The sequence below is a fragment of the Kitasatospora sp. NPDC085895 genome (assembly GCF_040702125.1).
Classification (GTDB): domain Bacteria; phylum Actinomycetota; class Actinomycetes; order Streptomycetales; family Streptomycetaceae; genus Kitasatospora; species Kitasatospora arboriphila.
In genome coordinates this window covers 55040-71618 of sequence record NZ_JBFBJY010000040.1, presented here as the reverse complement: position 1 = coordinate 71618, position 16579 = coordinate 55040, and the positions used below count along the sequence as shown (strand labels likewise).

Below are 16579 nucleotides of genomic sequence, written 5' to 3'. Positions count from 1 at the left end.
TAACCACTCTTAAAATAAAACAGTATCCCCCCCCTCCTCCGTCCGCCTAGCGCCCGCCGCCCCGCCTCCCCCCCGCCCCGGCCCGCGGGGGGCGGGCGCCCCGCGGCGTCCGCCCGTCCCCCCGACGCAACGACGAAGGGCACACACTCCCGATGGCGACGACAGCGAAGCCGACCGGCGACGGCCTGATGGAGATGTCCTGGGACCCGATCACCCGGATCGTGGGCAGCCTGGGCATCCACACGAAGATCGATTTCAAACAGAAGAAGGTCGCGGAGTGCTACAGCACCTCGTCGGTCTTCCGCGGCTACAGCGTCTTCATGCGCGGCAAGGACCCGCGCGACGCGCACTTCATCACCAGCCGGATCTGCGGCATCTGCGGCGACAACCACGCCACCTGTTCGGTCTACACGCAGAACATGGCGTACGGGGTGAAGCCCCCGCACCTGGGCGAGTGGATCATCAACCTCGGCGAGGCCGCCGAGTACATGTTCGACCACAACATCTTCCAGGAGAACCTGGTCGGGGTCGACTACTGCGAGAAGATGGTCCGCGAGACCAACCCGGGCGTGCTGGAGCGCGCCGAACGCACCGAGGCGCCGCACGCCGCCGAGCACGGGTACAGGACGATCGCCGACATCATGCGCTCGCTCAACCCCATCGAGGGCGAGTTCTACCGCGAGGCGCTGCAGGTCAGCCGCTACACCCGGGAGATGTTCTGCCTGATGGAGGGCCGCCACGTGCACCCCTCCACGCTCTACCCGGGCGGCGTCGGCACGGTCGCCAGCGTGCAGCTCTTCACCGACTACCTCAGCCGGCTGACGCGCTACGTGGAGTTCATGAAGCGCGTCGTCCCGCTCCACGACGACCTCTTCGACTTCTTCTACGAGGCCCTGCCCGGCTACGAGGAGGTCGGCCGCCGCCGCATCCTGCTCGGCTGCTGGGGCAGCCTCAACGACCCGGACCACTGCGACTTCACGTACCGCAACATGACGGACTGGGGCCGGCGGATGTTCGTCACCCCGGGCGTGGTCGTCGACGGGAAGCTCGTCACCAACGACCTCACCCAGATCAACCTGGGCATCCGGATCCTGCTCGGCAGCTCCTACTACCAGGACTGGGAGGGGCAGGAGCTCTTCGTCACCCACGACCCGCTCGGCAACCCGGTCGACCCGCGGCACCCGTGGAACCAGCACACCATCCCCCAGCCGCAGAAGCGCGACTTCGACGACAAGTACAGCTGGGTCATGTCGCCGCGCTGGTTCGACGGCAAGGACCACCTCGCCCTGGACACCGGCGGCGGCCCGATCGCCCGCCTGTGGTCCACCGCGCTCTCCGGCCTGGTCGACATCGGCTACGTGAAGGCCACCGGCCACAGCGTCGTCATCAACCTGCCGAAGACCATGACCAAGCCGGAGACCACCTTCGAGTGGAAGATCCCGCAGTGGTCCAACGCGCTGGAGCGCAACCGCGCCCGCACCTACTTCCAGGCCTACGCCGCCGCCTGCGCCCTGCACTTCGCCGAGAAGGCGCTGGAGGAGGTCCGCGCCGGACGCACCCAGACCTGGGAGAAGTTCGAGGTGCCGGACGAGTCGATCGGCTGCGGCTTCACCGAGGCCGTCCGCGGCGTCCTCTCGCACCACATGGTGATCCGCGACGGCAAGATCGCCAACTACCACCCGTACCCGCCGACCCCGTGGAACGCCAGCGTCCGCGACAGCTACGGCACCCCCGGCCCGTACGAGGACGCGGTGCAGAACACGCCGATCTTCGAGGAGAACTCCCCGGAGAACTTCAAGGGCATCGACATCATGCGGGCCGTGCGCAGCTTCGACCCGTGCCTGCCCTGCGGCGTGCACATGTACGTCGGCGACGGCCGCACGGTGCAGAAGATGCACGTCCCCACCGGCCTGAGCGGACTGGCCTGATGACCGCGGAGACGGCCGGCCGGCGGGTCCAGGAGGTCCTGGACCGGCTGGCCGGCGAGGCGGACGGGGCGGCCGTCGCCGCGGCCGAGGACCTCGTCCGCGAGCTGATGGCGTTCTACGGCGAGGGCCTCGCCCGGATCGTCGCCCTGCTCGGCGCGGACGGGACGGTCCCGCTGCCCGCCGCCCTGCTCGACGACCAGGTGGTCTCCGGGCTGCTGGTGCTGCACGAACTCCACCCGGAGAGCGTCCAGCAGCGGATCCGGCGGGCGCTGCGCTCGCTGCCGGGCCGCCCGGCCGAGCTGATCGGGTACGCCGCGGAGGCCGGGTCGGTCCGGCTGCGCACCGCCCCCGGCGGCTGCGGCTGCGGCGGCGAGGAGGCGCTGCGGCGCGACCTGGAGACGGCGTTCGCCTGCTACGCGCCCGAGGTGACGGACGTCCGGCTGGAGAAGGCGGCCCCGCAGCCCGCGCTGCTGCAGATCGGCCGCCGGCCGCCGGTGGGGGCGGACGCCGGATGACCACGTCCCCGACCGACGCCCCGGGCGCGGGCGCCGCGGTGCTGCGCCGGCTGCTCGCACCCGCGGCGCCCCGTCCGGAGCGCTGCGCCTTCTGCGGCACCGCGCTGGCACCCGAGCACCGGCACCTCGCCGACACCGCACAGCGCGCGCTGGCCTGCGCCTGCCCGGCGTGCGCCATGCTCTTCGACCGCCCGGGGGCGGCCGGCGGCCGCTACCGCGGCGTGCCCCGCCGCTACCTGGTCGACCCGGCGCACGGCGTGGACGACGCGGACTGGGAGGCGCTGCAGATCCCGGTCTCCACCGTCTTCTTCCTCCGCAACTCCGCACTGGACCGGCTGGTCGCGCTCTACCCCAGCCCCGCCGGCCCCGCCGAGAGCGAGCTCGACCCGAGCACCTGGCAGACCGTGCTCGACCGCACCCGGCTCGCGGCCCTGCTGGAACCGGACGTCGAGGCGCTGCTGCTGCGCCGCGCGGGCGGCGTGACGACCTGCCACCTGGTGCCGGTCGACGCCTGCTACGAGCTGGTCGGGCGGATGCGGCTGCACTGGCAGGGCTTCGACGGCGGCCAGACCGCCCGCGCCGAGCTGGAGGGCTTCTTCGACCGCCTCGCCGGCCTCGCCCGGCCCCTGACCGAGGACACCGCGTGACGACCTGTGACCTGACCTTCGACTGCACCGGGGTGCAGGGCGACCGGTACGCCGCCGGGCCGACCCTGCTCTTCCGGCTGCGGATCGGCTCCGCCGGCGCCCGGGTGCACGCCCTGGCGCTCCGCTGCCAACTGCGCATCGAGCCGGCCCGGCGCGGCTACGGCGACGGCGAGGCCGAGCGGCTCGGCGACCTGTTCGGCGAACGGTCCCGCTGGGGCACCAGCCTCAACCCCGTCCAGTTCGCGCAGGTCCCGCTGCTGGTGCCGGGCTTCACCGGCAGCACCGACGTGGAGCTGCCCGTGCCGTGCACCTACGACCTGGACATCGCCGCGACCCGCTACCTCGCCTCGCTGGAGGACGGCGACGTGCCGCTGCTGATGCTGTTCTCCGGCACGGTCTTCACCGGCGAGGACGGCTTCGGCGTGCAGCCCGTGCCCTGGCACAAGGAGACACGGGTGAAGCTCCCGGTGCGGGTGTGGCGGGAGATGATGGAGCAGCACTTCCCCGGCTGCGGCTGGCTGCGGCTGCCCAAGGACGCCATGGACGAGCTGCTCGCCTACCGCTCCCGGCACGGCCTGCCCTCCTGGGAGGCCACCGTGCGCGCGCTGCTGGCGGCCGCCGACGGGCCGGCCCCCGCCCGCGGACCCGCCGAGGAGCCCGCCCTGGCCCGGGAGGGTGCGCGATGACCGCCGTCCGCCCCGCCGCCGAGCGGTTCGCCGGCGCCCGGCAGATCGCCGACGCCGTGCTGTTCGAGGGCTACGTGCTCTACCCGTACCGGGCGTCCTCCGCGAAGAACCGGCTGCGCTGGCAGTTCGGCGTCCTGGTGCCGCCGGGCTACGGCGAGGGTGCCGGCGAGCACCCGGACCAGCACACCGAACTGCTCGTGGAGCCGCGCCGCGGCGCCACCCTGACGGCCGAACTGCGCTTCCTGCGCGTCCAGCGCCGCACCGTGCAGCGGCTGCGCGAGGACGGCGGCCACGAGGACACCGAGGCGCTGGAGCTCTCCGACCGGGTGCTCACCGCCTGGGACGAGGGCGCCGAGGAACGCGTGGAGATGTCCGCCACCGTCGAGGAGCTGCTCGCCGGCGAGGTCCTGGTGCCCGTCCACTGCCCGGCCCGCACCGAGATCGAGTCCGTCCGCGACGGCGAGCGCACCGTCGGCCGCACCGTCCGCCGCTGCGCCCAGGTCGACGGGGTGCTGCGGGTCCGGCTGCAGCCGCTGCCCGGCCCCTACGCCGCCTACCGGCTGCGCGCCGTGGTGGAGAACACCACCGCCTGGACGGCCGGGCCCGGCGACGGCCGCGAACAGGCCCTGCCGCACGCGCTGGTCTCCGCGCACCTGCTGCTCGGCCTGGACAGCGGCTCCTTCGTCTCGATGACCGACCCGCCCGAGTGGGCGAAGGACGCCGTCGCCGAGTGCCGGAACCTGCGCACCTGGCCGGTGCTCGCCGGCGACGACGGCCGCGCCGACGTGGTGCTCTCCTCGCCGATCATCCTGGAGGACCACCCGCAGGTCGCCCCGGAGAGCCCCGGTGCGCTGTACGACGGCACCGAGATCGACGAGATCCTCGCGCTGCGCACCTCCGCGCTGACCGAGCAGGAGAAGCGCGAGGCGCGCGGCACCGACGACCGGGCCGGCGCCGCCGTCGACCTGGCGGACTCGCTGCCCCCGGAGGTGATGGAGCGGCTGCACGGCGCCGTCCGGGCGCTGCGCGAGGTGACCGGCGGTCCGCCCGCCGGGGCCGACGTCCCCGGGGTCCGGCCGGACACGCCGTGGTGGGACCCGGGCGGCGACCCCGGGGTGGACCCGGCCACCGACCGGGTGCAGATCGACGGCCGGGCGGTCGGCGCGGGCGACCGGGTGGTGCTGCGCCCCGGCCGCCGCCGCACCGACGCCCAGGACCTCTTCCTGCAGGGCCGCACCGCCCTGGTCGAGGCCGTCCTGCAGGACGTGGACGGCGCGGTGCACGTCGCGGTCACCGTCGACGGCGACCCGGGCGCCGACCTGTGGCGCGCCCAGGGCCGCTTCCTGTACTTCCAGCCCGACGAACTCGCCCCGGTGGAGGAGTCATGACGGACGGCAGCGGGCCGACGCCCCGGGTCCTGGTCGCCGGGGTCGGCAACGTCTTCCTCGGCGACGACGGCTTCGGCGTCGAGGCCGTCCGCCGGCTGGCCGGGCGGCAGCTGCCCGAGGGCGTCGAGGCGGCCGACATCGGGGTGCGCGGCGTGCACCTCGCGTACCGACTGCTGGACGGCTACGACACGCTCGTCCTGGTGGACGCCACCGAGCGCGGCGGCACGCCCGGCACGGTGTACCTGCTGGAGGCGCCCGCACCCGGGGCGGTCGAACCGCAGGCACCCGCGCTGGACGGCCACCGGATGGGCCCGGACGCGGTGCTGTCGCTGCTCGCCACGCTCGCCGCCGGCACCGGCGGCAGCCCGCCGCGGCAGGTGTTCGTGGTCGGCTGCGAGCCGGAGACGGTCGAGGAGGGCATGGGGCTCAGCGCCCCGGTCGCCGCGGCCGTCGACGAGGCCGTCGACGTGATCCTCCGGCTGCTGGACGGCGGCCCCGCCGATCCGGGCGCCGCCGCCGCACCGTCCGACCGAAGCCGTACCACCGACAGAGAGGCACCCTCATGCGCAAGTTCCTGATCGTCCTGCTCAGCGCCGCCGCCGTGGCGGTCTTCGTGCAGAGCCTGCCGGACCTCAAGCGGTACCTGAAGATCCGGCAGATGTGACCGCGGGCCGGTGCTGCGAATGGCGTAGCGGGCGCCGCGTCCACGGCGCGGCGCACCCCGCACCCCGGGGCCGCGGCCTGTAATGGTGCCCGACCGTCCGGTCACCGCCTCCAGGCGCAAAGCGGGGTGCCGATGCACGAGATGTCGATCGCCATGGCCGTGGTGGACCAGGTGGTGCAGGCCGTCCCCGAGGGGGCCGACCGCGTCGAGTCGGTGCTGCTGCAGGTCGGCGAACTGGCCGGCGTGGTCCCGGACTCGCTGCACTTCTGCTTCGAACTCGCCTGCTCCGGAACGGCCCTGGAGGGCGCCGAGCTGATCACCGAACCGGTGCCGGCGCAGGCCCGGTGCGGCGCCTGCGGCACCGGCTGGGCGGTCGGGATGCCGCCCGAACTCACCTGCCCCGGCTGCGGCGACGGCGCGGCCACCGAGCTGCTGACCGGGCGGGAGCTGCAGATCCGCAGCGTCCGCTGGGCGGACCGTCCGGCGTACGCCGACCAGGAAGGCTGACGCCATGTGCCGAGTTGTCGACCTCCAGCAGGCCGTGCTGGCCCGCAACGAGGACGCCGCCCGGGAGCTGCGCGAGGCGCTCGCCGCCCGCGGCACCGTCGCGGTGAACCTGCTCTCCAGCCCCGGCAGCGGCAAGACCGCCCTGCTGGAGGCCGAGTTGGTGCTCGCCGGGCAGCGCGGGACGGCCGCCGCCGCGCTCACCGCCGACCTCGCCACCGAGAACGACGCGCTGCGCCTAGCCCGTTCGGGCGCCCCGGTCAAGCAGGTGCTGACCGACGGGCTCTGCCACCTGGAGGCCGTGATGCTGGCCCGCCACCTGGACGGCTGGCTGCCCGCGGACACCCGGCTGCTGTTCGTGGAGAACGTCGGCAACCTGGTCTGCCCGGCCTCGTACGACCTCGGGGAGAGCCTGCGGGTGGCGCTGGCCTCGGTGACCGAGGGCGAGGACAAGCCGCTGAAGTACCCGACGGCGTTCGGGCTGGCGAACCTCGTGGTGGTGACCAAGGCGGACCTGGCCGCGGCCGTGGACTTCGACCGGCGGGCCTTCCTCGCGCACGTCGAGCGGGTCAACCCGGGCGTGGAGGTGCTGTTCACCTCGGCGCGCACCGGGCAGGGCGTCGGGCTGCTGCTCGACCGGGCCACCGCCGTGCTGGAGGGCGCTCCCGTGCACCGGCCGGTGATGGGCGTGCCGAGCGCCGGGCACCATCACGGTCCGCCGGCCGCGCAGCCCGACCACGACCACGCGCCCGGGACGGGGCCCGGTCACGACCACGGTCACGAGCACGACCACGGTCACGGGCACGGGCACCCGCACCGGGAACCGGCGCTGCCGCCGGCCGCCTCGTGACCGCCGCACCGCAGGCGGCCGCCGTCGAACGGCGGCTCGTCCGGGTCGGCGGGATCGTCCAGGGCGTGGGCTTCCGCCCGTTCGTGCACTCGCTCGCCGCGGAGCTGCGGCTCGCCGGGCACGTCACCAACACCGGCGAGGGCGTGCTCGCCGAGGTCGAGGGCCTGCCGGACGCCGTCGCGGCGTTCTGCCGACGGATCGCGGACGACGCGCCCCCGCTGGCCCGGGTCGCCTCGGTGCTGCACGAGCCGATCGAGGCGACCGGCGCGGACGGCTTCGCCATCGTGCCGTCCACGGGCGGCGGCGGCAGCCGCACCCTGATCCCACCGGACACCGCGACCTGCGCCGACTGCCTGGCCGAACTCGCCGACCCGGCCGACCGGCGGCACCGCCACCCGTTCATCACCTGCACCAACTGCGGGCCGCGGTTCACCATCGTCACCGCACTGCCCTACGACCGGGCCGCCACCACCATGGCCGGCTTCCCGATGTGCACGGACTGCGAGCGCGAGTACACCGACCCGTCCGACCGGCGCTTCCACGCCCAGCCGATCTGCTGCCACGCTTGCGGGCCCGAGCTCTCGCTCACCGTGCCCGGGCGGGCCGGGCTGCGCGGAGCGGCCGCATTGGAGGACGCCCGCCGGCTGCTCGCCGAGGGCGCGGTGCTCGCCGTCAAGGGCCTCGGCGGCTACCACCTGGTCTGCGACGCGGGCAGTGCCGCCGCGGTGGCCGAACTGCGGCGGCGCAAGCGCCGCGGCGACAAGCCCTTCGCCGTGATGGCCTCCTCGGCCGCCGAGGCGGCCGCGCTGGCCCGGGTCGGGGAGGCCGAACGGGCCGCCCTGGAGTCCGCCGCCCGGCCGATCGTGCTGCTGCGCCGCCGGTCCGGTGCCCCCGGGATCGCCGAGGACGTCGCCCCGCGCTGCCCCGACCTCGGCGTGATGCTGCCGTACACCCCGCTGCACCGGCTGCTGCTCGGCCTGCCCGGCGACCCGGACGGCCCGCGGGTGCTGGTGATGACCAGCGGCAACCTGTCCGGCGAGCCGATCGTCACCGACGACGCCGAGGCGCTGGACCGCCTCGCCCCGCTGGTGGACGGCTGGCTGGCGCACGACCGGCCGATCCACGTGCCCTGCGACGACTCGGTGGTGCGGGTGGTGGACGGCGAGGTGCTGCCGGTGCGCCGCTCGCGCGGCTACGCGCCGCTGCCGGTGCCGCTGCCGGTGGGCGTCCGCCCGGTGCTCGCGGTCGGCGGGGACCTCAAGAACACCTTCGCGCTGGCCGAGGGGCGCACCGCCTGGCCCTCCGGGCACGTCGGCGACATGGACGACCTGGCGACCCTCGCCGGATTCGGCCGCGCGGTGGCCCAGTTGGCGGCCGTCACCGGGGTCCGCCCGGAGCTGCTGGCCGCCGACCGGCACCCGCGCTACCGCTCCGCGCAGTGGGCGCGGCGGCAGGCCCGCGGGCGCGAGGTCCGCACCGTGCAGCACCACCACGCGCACATCGCCTCGGCGATGGCCGAGCACGGTCTGGACGGCACCGGGCGGGTCATCGGCATCGCCTTCGACGGCACCGGCTACGGCGAGGACGGCACGGTCTGGGGCGGCGAGGTGCTGCTCGCCGACTACGACGGCTTCGACCGCTTCGGCCGGCTCGGCCACGTGCCGCTGCCCGGCGGGGACGCCGCGGTGGAACGCCCGTACCGGATGGCGCTCGCCCACCTGTACGCGGCCGGCCTGCCCTGGGAGCCCGGACTGCCCTGCACCGCGGCCTGCCCCGCGGACGAACTCGCGGTGCTACGCCGGCAGTTGGCTCGCGGCCTGAACTGCGTGCCGACCTCCAGCATGGGGCGGCTGTTCGACGCCGTCTCCTCGCTCGCCGGGGTCTGCCACCGGGCCGGCTACGAGGCCCAGGCGGCCGTGGAGTTGGAGGCCGCCGCCCTGGCCGCCGAGGACTCCGGCGAGCCGTACGCCTTCGGCATGCGGGACGAGGACGGTGTGTCGGTGGCCGATCCCGGCCCGGTGCTGGCCGCGGTGGTCGCCGACCTGACGGCGGGCGTGCCGGCCGCGGTGGTCGCCCGACGCTTCCACGGTGCGGTGGCCTCCCTGGTGGAACGGTGGTGCCTGGCGGCGCGGGAGCGGACCGGACTCGGTACGGCGGCGCTCACCGGCGGGGTGTTCGGCAACGCACTGCTCACCGAGGAGTGCCTGCAGCGGCTGCGGGCGGCCGGCTTCACCGTACTGCGGCACCGGCTGGTGCCGCCCAACGACGGCGGTCTGGCGCTCGGCCAGCTCGTGGTGGCCGGCCGGACCGGCAGCTGAACGGCGGGGGCGCACCCGCCCCCGGAGGACGAACGAGGGAGCAGCCGATGTGCCTGGCGGTGCCCGGCAGGGTGATGGAGATCGAGGAGCGCGACGGCACCCGGATGGCCGTCGTGGACTTCGGCGGCGTGGTGAAGGACGTGTGCCTGGAGTACCTGCCCGACCTCGCGGTCGGTGAGTACGCGATCGTGCACGTCGGGTTCGCGCTGCAGCGCCTGGACGAGGAGTCGGCCCGCCGGACCCTTGAGCTGTTCGAGGAACTCGGGCTGCTGCAGGAGGAGTTCGGCGACCCGTGGGAGGCGGCCGCGGGCGCCCCGAAGGAGGCGGAGACCAAATGAAGTACCTGGAGGAGTTCCAGAACCCCGAGCTGGCCCGGCGGCTGCTCGACGACATCCGGGCCACCGTCACCCGGCCCTGGGCGCTGATGGAGGTCTGCGGCGGCCAGACGCACACCATCATCCGGCACGGCATCGACCAACTGCTGCCGGAGGGAGTTGAGTTGATCCACGGGCCGGGCTGTCCGGTGTGCGTCACCCCGCTGGAGGTGATCGACAAGGCGCTGGAGATCGCCTCCCGCCCGGACGTGGTCTTCTGCTCCTTCGGCGACATGCTGCGGGTGCCGGGCACGGACAAGGACCTGTTCCGGGTCCGCAGCGAGGGCGGCGACGTGCGGGTGGTCTACTCCCCGCTGGACGCACTGCGGATCGCCGAGCAGAACCCGGACAAGCAGGTGGTGTTCTTCGGGATCGGCTTCGAGACCACCGCCCCGCCCAACGCCATGACGGTGTACCAGGCGAAGAAGCGCGGGATCCGCAACTTCAGCCTGCTGGTCTCGCACGTCCGGGTGCCCCCGGCGATCGAGGCGATCATGCAGTCGCCGGACTGCCGGGTGCAGGGCTTCCTCGCCGCCGGGCACGTCTGCTCGGTGATGGGCACCGCCGAGTACCCGGAGCTCGCCGAGCGGTTCGAGGTGCCGATCGTGGTCACCGGCTTCGAGCCGCTGGACATCCTGGAGGGCATCCGCCGCACCGTGCGCCAACTGGAGCGCGGCGAGCACACCGTGGACAACGCCTACCCGCGGGCGGTGCGCAACGAGGGCAACCCGGCGGCGCAGGCGATGCTCGCCGACGTCTTCGAGACCACCGACCGCGCCTGGCGCGGCATCGGCACCATCCCGCAGAGCGGCTGGCGGCTCTCGTCCCGCTACCGCGAGTTCGACGCCGAGCACCGCTTCGACGTCGGCGACGTCAACACCTGCGAGCCGGCCGCCTGCCGGGCCGGCGAGGTGCTGCAGGGGCTGCTCAAGCCGCACGAGTGCGAGGCCTTCGGCACCGTCTGCACACCGCGCAACCCGCTGGGCGCGACCATGGTCTCCAGCGAGGGCGCCTGCGCCGCCTACTACCTGTACCGCCGCCTGGGTGCGCCCGCCGCACCCGCCGCCCCGCTGGAGGCGAGCCCCGTTGCCTGACACCGACACCCTCGCCGCCCCCGACTTCTCCAACTGGAGCTGCCCGCTGCCGCTGCGCGACCACCCGCGGGTGGTGATGGGCCACGGCGGCGGCGGGGCGCTCTCCGCCGAACTCGTCGAGCACGTCTTCGCGCCCGCCTTCGGCGGCCCGGTGCTCGCCGCGCTCGGCGACTCCGCCGCCGTCACCCTCGGCGGGGTGCGGCTCGCCTTCTCCACCGACTCCTACGTGGTGCGGCCGCTGTTCTTCCCCGGCGGCAGCATCGGCGACCTGGCCGTCAACGGCACCGTCAACGACCTGGCGATGAGCGGCGCCACGGCCGCCTACCTGTCCTGCGGGTTCATCCTGGAGGAGGGCGTCGAGACGGCCCAGGTGGCCCGGGTCGCGCAGGCGCTCGGCGCGGCCGCGCGGGCCGCCGGGGTCGAGGTGGCCACCGGCGACACCAAGGTCGTCGAGGCAGGCCGCGGCGACGGGATCTACCTCAACACCGCGGGCATCGGACTGATCCCGGCCGGGGTCGACCTGCGGCCGCAGCGTGCCGAACCCGGCGACGTGGTGATCCTCAGCGGGCCGATCGGGCTGCACGGCGTCGCCGTGATGAGCGTGCGCGAGGGCCTGGAGTTCGGCGTGGACGTGCAGAGCGACTGCGCCCCGCTCGGCGGGCTGGTGCAGGCGATGCTCGCCGTCACCCCCGACCTGCACGTGCTGCGCGACCCCACCCGCGGGGGCCTCGGCGCCTCGCTCAACGAGATCGCCGCGGCCGCCGGGGTCGGCGTGGTCGTCCAGGAGCGGAGCATCCCGGTGCCGCCGGAGGTCGCCAACGCCTGCGCGATCCTCGGCCTCGACCCGCTGTACGTCGCCAACGAGGGCAAGCTCGTCGCCTTCGTGCCGCGGCAGCACGCGGACGCCGTCCTGGAGGCGATGCGGGCGCACCCGTACGGTGCGGGCGCGGCGGTGATCGGCGAGTGCGTCATCGACCACCCCGGCATGGTGGTGGCCCGGACCGCGCTCGGCGGCACCCGGGTGGTCGACCTGCCGGTCGGCGAGCAGCTGCCGCGGATCTGCTGAGCACCACCGCCGCCCTTCACGGCGCGGCGAGCAGCCGGGTACCCTCCGGCAGCTCGCCGCGCCGTGCCTGTGCGGCCAGCCGTTCGGCGACGGTGGCGCGCATCCGGTCGGCGGCCCGGCCGAGCGGGATGTCCCGGCCGTGGGCGAGCGAGATCGTCCGGCCGAGACCGGCGCCGGTGAACCGGGTGGTCGGCAGGCCGGAACGGGCGGCGACCATGGCGGGCACCACGGCCGGGCCGAGGCCGGCCCGGACGAAGCCGAGCACGGCGTCCATCTCGCCGCCCTCAACGGCGAACCGGGGCTCGAAACCGGCCTCCCGGCAGGCCGCCAGGGTGGCGTCGCGCAGCGCGTAGCCCGTCCGGAACATCACCAGCGGGCGGTCCCGCAACTCCCCCACCGGGACGGCTTGTTCGGGCAGCGGCTCGGCGGACACCAGGACCAGGTCCTCGTGCAGCAGCGGGGTGATCTCCAGGCCCGGCAGGACGCCGCCGGGGCTGGGCGAGACGATCAGGGCGAGGTCCAGCTCGCCGGCGCCCAGGGCCGCGACCAGGTCGCCCGAGCCGCCCTCGCTGACCTGCAGGTCGACACCGGGGAAGCGGACACGGAAGGCACCGAGCACGTCCGGCAGCAGACTCACGCACAGACTCGGCGGCGCACCGAGGCGGACCCGGCCGCGGCGCAGCTGCACCGTCTCCTGGACGGCGAGCCGGGCGCTGTCGGTGTCGGCGAGGATGCGGCGGGCCAGCGGCAGCAGCGCCTCACCGGCGTCCGTGGGGGTGGTGGCGCCGCGACTGCGGTGCAGCAGCTCGGCACCCAACTCCCGCTCCAGCGCCTTGATCTGCTGGGAGAGCGAGGGCTGCGCGACGTGCAGCCGCTCGGCGGCCCGGGTGAAGTTGCCGAGCTCGGCGACGGCGGTGAAGTAGCGGAGCTGCTGGAGTTGCAAGGTGCTTGCCTAGGGGTGAGACGTCAGGGGCGCGGGGAACTGCGCAATTGGGATGCGGGTCGCTGCGCGAATCAGGGGTCGGCCCGGATTTGCACGGTGAGCCACCCCCGGACTGCGCAGTTCCCCGCGCCCCTATTGTTCATAGCCATATCCTATGGCGACGAGCCTTTTCATGTCTTGGACGTGAGGTAGGGGCTGTTCCTAGCGTGGAGCGCATGGCTCTGGCGACTGGAACGCGTCGGCCGCGGCACGCCCTGGCGGCGCTGTGGGGTTCGACGATCGGCAAGAAGGCGGTGATGGCCGCCTCCGGCGCGGTGATGCTGCTGTACCTGGTGGCCCACATGCTCGGCAATCTGAAGATCTTCTTCGGGCCGGACGACCTCAACGGCTACGCCGCGTGGCTGCGCACGATCGGGCAGCCCTTCCTCGGGCACGCCTGGTTCCTGTGGATCGCCCGGGTGGTGCTGCTGGTCTCGGTGGTGGCGCACGGCGTCGCCGCGTACCAGCTGAGCCGGCGCGACCTCGCGGCACGCCCGCAGAAGTACGCGCGGCGCCGGGCCCGGTCCAGCTACGCGACGCGGACGATGCGCTGGGGCGGGGTGATCCTGGCGCTGTTCATCGTCTGGCACATCCTCGACCTGACCACGCTGACCGTGAACCCGCGGGCGGAGGAGGGCCACCCGTACCAGAACGTGGTCGCGTCCTTCTCGACCTGGTACGGCGGCGGGATCTACGTCGTCGCGATGCTCGCGGTCGGGCTGCACGTGCGGCACGGCTTCTGGAGCGCCGCACAGACCCTGGGCGTCAACAACGCGCGCCGGGACCGGGTGTTGAAGGCGACCGCGAACGTGCTGGCGCTGGTGCTGACGGCCGGCTTCCTCGCCGTGCCGGTGGCCGTGATGATCGGAGCGGTGAAGTGACCCCGTACCTCGACTACGCCCTCGGCGCGCCGGTCGCCGACACCAAGGCACCCGCCGGGCCGATCGAACAGCGCTGGGACCAGCGGCGGTTCGAGGCGAAGCTGGTGAACCCGGCGAACCGCCGCCGGCACACCGTGATCGTGGTCGGCACCGGCCTGGCCGGCGGCGCGGCCGGCGCGACCCTCGCCGAACAGGGATACCGGGTGGTGCAGTTCTGCTTCCAGGACTCCCCGCGCAGGGCGCACTCGATCGCCGCGCAGGGCGGCATCAACGCGGCGAAGAACTACCGCAACGACGGTGACAGCGTGCGGCGGCTGTTCTACGACACCGTCAAGGGCGGCGACTTCCGGGCGCGGGAGTCCAACGTGCACCGGCTGGCGCAGATCTCGGTGGAGATCATCGACCAGTGCGTGGCGCAGGGCGTGCCGTTCGCCCGGGAGTACGGCGGGCTGCTGGACACCCGCTCGTTCGGCGGCGTCCAGGTGCAGCGCACCTTCTACGCCCGCGGGCAGACCGGCCAGCAACTGCTGCTCGGCGCCTACCAGGCGCTGTCGCGCCAGATCGCGGCCGGCGGGGTGGAGATGCACCCGCGGACCGAGATGCTCGACCTGGTCGTCGTCGACGGCCGGGCCCGCGGCATCGTCGCCCGGGACCTGGTCACCGGGGAGGTGTCCACCCACCTGGCGGACGCGGTGGTGCTGGCGAGCGGCGGGTACGGCAACGTCTTCCACCTGTCGACCAACGCCAAGAACTCCAACGCCACCGCCGTCTGGCGGGCGCACCGGCGCGGCGCGTGGTTCGGCAACCCGTGCTTCACGCAGATCCACCCGACCTGCATCCCGCGCTCCGGCGACCACCAGTCGAAGCTCACCCTGATGAGCGAGTCGCTGCGCAACGACGGCCGGATCTGGGTGCCGAAGGCGGCCGGGGACACCCGCCCGCCTGCGGAGATCCCCGAGGCCGAGCGGGACTACTACCTGGAGCGGATGTACCCGTCCTTCGGCAACCTGGTGCCGCGCGACATCGCCTCCCGCGCCGCCAAGGCGGTCTGCGACGAGGGCCGCGGCGTCGGTCCCGGCGGGCAGGGCGTGTACCTCGACTTCGCCGACGCGATCGCCCGGCTGGGCCGGGACACCGTCTCCGCGCGCTACGGCAACCTCTTCGAGATGTACGAGCGGATCACCGCGGAGGACCCGTACCGGGTGCCGATGCGGATCTACCCGGCGGTGCACTACACCATGGGCGGCCTGTGGGTGGACTACGACCTGCAGACCACCGTCCCCGGGCTTTTCGCGATCGGCGAGGCCAACTTCTCGGACCACGGCGCCAACCGGCTCGGTGCGAGCGCCCTCATGCAGGGACTCGCCGACGGCTACTTCGTGCTGCCGCCCGCCCTCAACGACTACCTGGCACGGCAGGGTTCGGAGCCGGTCCACCCGGGCGACCCGCAGGTCGAGGGCGTGCGCCAGGAGGTGGTGCAGCGGCTGGACCGGCTGCTGGCCGTCCGCGGCGACCGCACCCCGGAGTCCTTCCACCGCGAACTCGGCCGGATCATGTGGGACGAGTGCGGGATGGCCCGCAACGACGCCGGGCTGCGCCGGGCGCTCGCCCGGATCCCCGAACTGCGCGAGGAGTTCTGGCGCCGGGTCACCGTCCCCGGCACCGGGGAGAGCCTCAACCAGCAGTTGGAGAAGGCGAACCGGGTCGCCGACCACCTGGAGCTCGCCGAACTCATGTGCCTGGACGCGCTGCACCGCACCGAGTCCTGCGGCGGCCACTTCCGCGAGGAGAGCCGCACCGAACAGGGCGAGGCGCTCCGCGACGACGAGGCCTTCTCGTACGCCGCCGCCTGGGAGTTCACCGGCACCGGCCGCGCCCCCGTACTCCACCGCGAGCACCTCTCCTTCGAGCACGTCCACCCCACCCAGCGGAGCTACGCATGAACCTCACCCTGCGGATCTGGCGTCAGGCCGGCCCCGACGACCCCGGCGGGTTCAGCACCTACCGGGTCGGCGACATCAGCCCCGACATGTCCTTCCTGGAGATGCTCGACACCCTCAACGAGACCCTGGTGCTGCGCGGCGAGGAGCCGGTGGCCTTCGACCACGACTGCCGCGAGGGCATCTGCGGCGCCTGCGGCATGGTCATCGACGGGCAGGCGCACGGGCCGCAGCCGACCACCACCTGCCAGCTGCACATGCGGCACTTCGAGGACGGCGCCACCGTCGACGTGGAGCCGTGGCGGGCCGCGGCCTTCCCGGTGGTCAAGGACCTGGTGGTGGACCGCTCCGCACTCGACCGGGTGATCGGCGCGGGCGGCTACATCACCGCACCGACCGGCAGCGCACCGGAGGCGCACGCCACGCCCGTCCCCAAGGAGGCGGCGGACGCGGCCTTCGAGCACGCCGCCTGCATCGGCTGCGGGGCGTGCGTGGCGGCGTGTCCGAACGGGTCGGCGATGCTGTTCACGGCGGCGAAGGTGGTGCACCTGAACCTGCTGCCGCAGGGTGCGCCGGAGCGGTCGAGCCGGGTGCGGGGGATGGTCGGCGCGATGGACGCCGAGGAGTTCGGCGGCTGCACCAACACCGGCGAGTGCGCGACGGCCTGCCCGAAGGGGATCCCGCTGTCGGCGATCTCGGCACTGAACAGGGAGTTCCTGCGGAGCAGTCTCAAGTGAGGGAT

At 73.9% G+C, this 16579-nt stretch carries 16 protein-coding genes; 15 read left to right on the top strand and 1 reads right to left on the bottom strand.

Features of this window, described 5'->3' with window-relative positions; translation table 11 throughout:
* The first annotated feature begins 152 nt into the window (after positions 1-152).
* From AB0442_RS23920 to hypE, 12 genes are all read left to right on the top strand, one after another.
* Positions 153-1928 carry a nickel-dependent hydrogenase large subunit gene (locus tag AB0442_RS23920; RefSeq protein ID WP_366165198.1) on the top strand — a complete coding sequence of 592 codons (1776 nt, stop codon included), beginning with the start codon at positions 153-155 and terminating at the stop codon, positions 1926-1928.
* Positions 1928-2443 carry a hypothetical protein gene (locus tag AB0442_RS23915; protein ID WP_366165196.1) on the top strand — a complete coding sequence of 172 codons (516 nt, stop codon included), beginning with the start codon at positions 1928-1930 and terminating at the stop codon, positions 2441-2443. Before AB0442_RS23920 ends, AB0442_RS23915 begins: the two co-directional genes overlap by 1 nt.
* Complete coding sequence (locus tag AB0442_RS23910; RefSeq protein ID WP_366165194.1) at positions 2440-3090, top strand: DUF5947 family protein; 651 nt, start codon at positions 2440-2442, stop codon at positions 3088-3090. The genes AB0442_RS23915 and AB0442_RS23910 overlap by 4 nt, the downstream gene beginning before the upstream one ends.
* Positions 3087-3776, top strand: coding sequence for a DUF6084 family protein (locus tag AB0442_RS23905; protein WP_344624062.1), 690 nt, complete (start codon positions 3087-3089; stop codon positions 3774-3776). Before AB0442_RS23910 ends, AB0442_RS23905 begins: the two co-directional genes overlap by 4 nt.
* A complete protein-coding gene (locus AB0442_RS23900; protein ID WP_366165193.1) occupies positions 3773-5164 on the top strand; it encodes a hypothetical protein in 1392 nt (463 codons plus the stop codon). Before AB0442_RS23905 ends, AB0442_RS23900 begins: the two co-directional genes overlap by 4 nt.
* Positions 5161-5742 carry a hydrogenase maturation protease gene (locus AB0442_RS23895; protein WP_366165191.1) on the top strand — a complete coding sequence of 194 codons (582 nt, stop codon included), beginning with the start codon at positions 5161-5163 and terminating at the stop codon, positions 5740-5742. Before AB0442_RS23900 ends, AB0442_RS23895 begins: the two co-directional genes overlap by 4 nt.
* A gap of 218 nt (positions 5743-5960) precedes the next feature.
* On the top strand, positions 5961-6335 hold the full coding sequence (locus AB0442_RS23890; protein ID WP_366165190.1) for a hydrogenase maturation nickel metallochaperone HypA: 375 nt from the start codon (positions 5961-5963) through the stop codon (positions 6333-6335).
* A 4-nt stretch (positions 6336-6339) separates the two neighbouring features.
* Positions 6340-7182, top strand: a complete 843-nt coding sequence (gene hypB / locus AB0442_RS23885) for a hydrogenase nickel incorporation protein HypB (protein WP_366165188.1) — start codon at positions 6340-6342, stop codon at positions 7180-7182.
* Positions 7179-9500 (top strand): carbamoyltransferase HypF, encoded by a 2322-nt coding sequence (hypF, locus tag AB0442_RS23880; RefSeq protein ID WP_366165186.1) that lies wholly within the window; start codon positions 7179-7181, stop codon positions 9498-9500. Before hypB ends, hypF begins: the two co-directional genes overlap by 4 nt.
* Positions 9501-9547: 47 nt before the next feature.
* Positions 9548-9838, top strand: a complete 291-nt coding sequence (locus AB0442_RS23875) for a HypC/HybG/HupF family hydrogenase formation chaperone (protein ID WP_344624068.1) — start codon at positions 9548-9550, stop codon at positions 9836-9838.
* The gene (gene hypD / locus AB0442_RS23870; protein WP_366165184.1) at positions 9835-10968 is read left to right on the top strand and encodes a hydrogenase formation protein HypD; all 1134 of its coding nucleotides are present in this window, start codon (positions 9835-9837) and stop codon (positions 10966-10968) included. Before AB0442_RS23875 ends, hypD begins: the two co-directional genes overlap by 4 nt.
* Positions 10961-12034 (top strand): hydrogenase expression/formation protein HypE, encoded by a 1074-nt coding sequence (gene hypE / locus AB0442_RS23865; protein WP_366165182.1) that lies wholly within the window; start codon positions 10961-10963, stop codon positions 12032-12034. The genes hypD and hypE overlap by 8 nt, the downstream gene beginning before the upstream one ends.
* Positions 12035-12050: 16 nt before the next feature.
* Here the strand turns inward: hypE and AB0442_RS23860 are convergent, their stop codons facing one another.
* Positions 12051-12977 carry a LysR substrate-binding domain-containing protein gene (locus tag AB0442_RS23860; RefSeq protein ID WP_366165181.1) on the bottom strand — a complete coding sequence of 309 codons (927 nt, stop codon included), beginning with the start codon at positions 12975-12977 and terminating at the stop codon, positions 12051-12053.
* Between the two features lie 215 nt (positions 12978-13192).
* Between AB0442_RS23860 and AB0442_RS23855 the strand changes: the two genes are divergently transcribed.
* From AB0442_RS23855 to AB0442_RS23845, 3 genes are read left to right on the top strand one after another with little or no spacing between them, the layout of a single operon-like run.
* On the top strand, positions 13193-13897 hold the full coding sequence (locus AB0442_RS23855) for a succinate dehydrogenase cytochrome b subunit (protein ID WP_366165179.1): 705 nt from the start codon (positions 13193-13195) through the stop codon (positions 13895-13897).
* Complete coding sequence (locus tag AB0442_RS23850; protein ID WP_366165177.1) at positions 13894-15840, top strand: fumarate reductase/succinate dehydrogenase flavoprotein subunit; 1947 nt, start codon at positions 13894-13896, stop codon at positions 15838-15840. The genes AB0442_RS23855 and AB0442_RS23850 overlap by 4 nt, the downstream gene beginning before the upstream one ends.
* On the top strand, positions 15837-16574 hold the full coding sequence (locus AB0442_RS23845; protein WP_366165175.1) for a succinate dehydrogenase/fumarate reductase iron-sulfur subunit: 738 nt from the start codon (positions 15837-15839) through the stop codon (positions 16572-16574). Before AB0442_RS23850 ends, AB0442_RS23845 begins: the two co-directional genes overlap by 4 nt.
* Positions 16575-16579: the final 5 nt, after the last annotated feature.

Excerpts from the sequence above, each read along its gene's own strand:
- AB0442_RS23920 (WP_366165198.1), top strand. The coding sequence starts at position 153 with ATGGCGACGACAGCGAAGCCGACCGGCGACGGCCTGATGGAGATGTCC.
- AB0442_RS23915 (WP_366165196.1), top strand. The coding sequence starts at position 1,928 with ATGACCGCGGAGACGGCCGGCCGGCGGGTCCAGGAGGTCCTGGACCGG.
- AB0442_RS23910 (WP_366165194.1), top strand. The coding sequence starts at position 2,440 with ATGACCACGTCCCCGACCGACGCCCCGGGCGCGGGCGCCGCGGTGCTG.
- AB0442_RS23900 (WP_366165193.1), top strand. The coding sequence starts at position 3,773 with ATGACCGCCGTCCGCCCCGCCGCCGAGCGGTTCGCCGGCGCCCGGCAG.
- AB0442_RS23895 (WP_366165191.1), top strand. The coding sequence starts at position 5,161 with ATGACGGACGGCAGCGGGCCGACGCCCCGGGTCCTGGTCGCCGGGGTC.
- AB0442_RS23890 (WP_366165190.1), top strand. The coding sequence starts at position 5,961 with ATGCACGAGATGTCGATCGCCATGGCCGTGGTGGACCAGGTGGTGCAG.
- hypB (WP_366165188.1), top strand. The coding sequence starts at position 6,340 with ATGTGCCGAGTTGTCGACCTCCAGCAGGCCGTGCTGGCCCGCAACGAG.
- AB0442_RS23875 (WP_344624068.1), top strand. The coding sequence starts at position 9,548 with ATGTGCCTGGCGGTGCCCGGCAGGGTGATGGAGATCGAGGAGCGCGAC.
- hypD (WP_366165184.1), top strand. The coding sequence starts at position 9,835 with ATGAAGTACCTGGAGGAGTTCCAGAACCCCGAGCTGGCCCGGCGGCTG.
- AB0442_RS23855 (WP_366165179.1), top strand. The coding sequence starts at position 13,193 with ATGGCTCTGGCGACTGGAACGCGTCGGCCGCGGCACGCCCTGGCGGCG.
- AB0442_RS23845 (WP_366165175.1), top strand. The coding sequence starts at position 15,837 with ATGAACCTCACCCTGCGGATCTGGCGTCAGGCCGGCCCCGACGACCCC.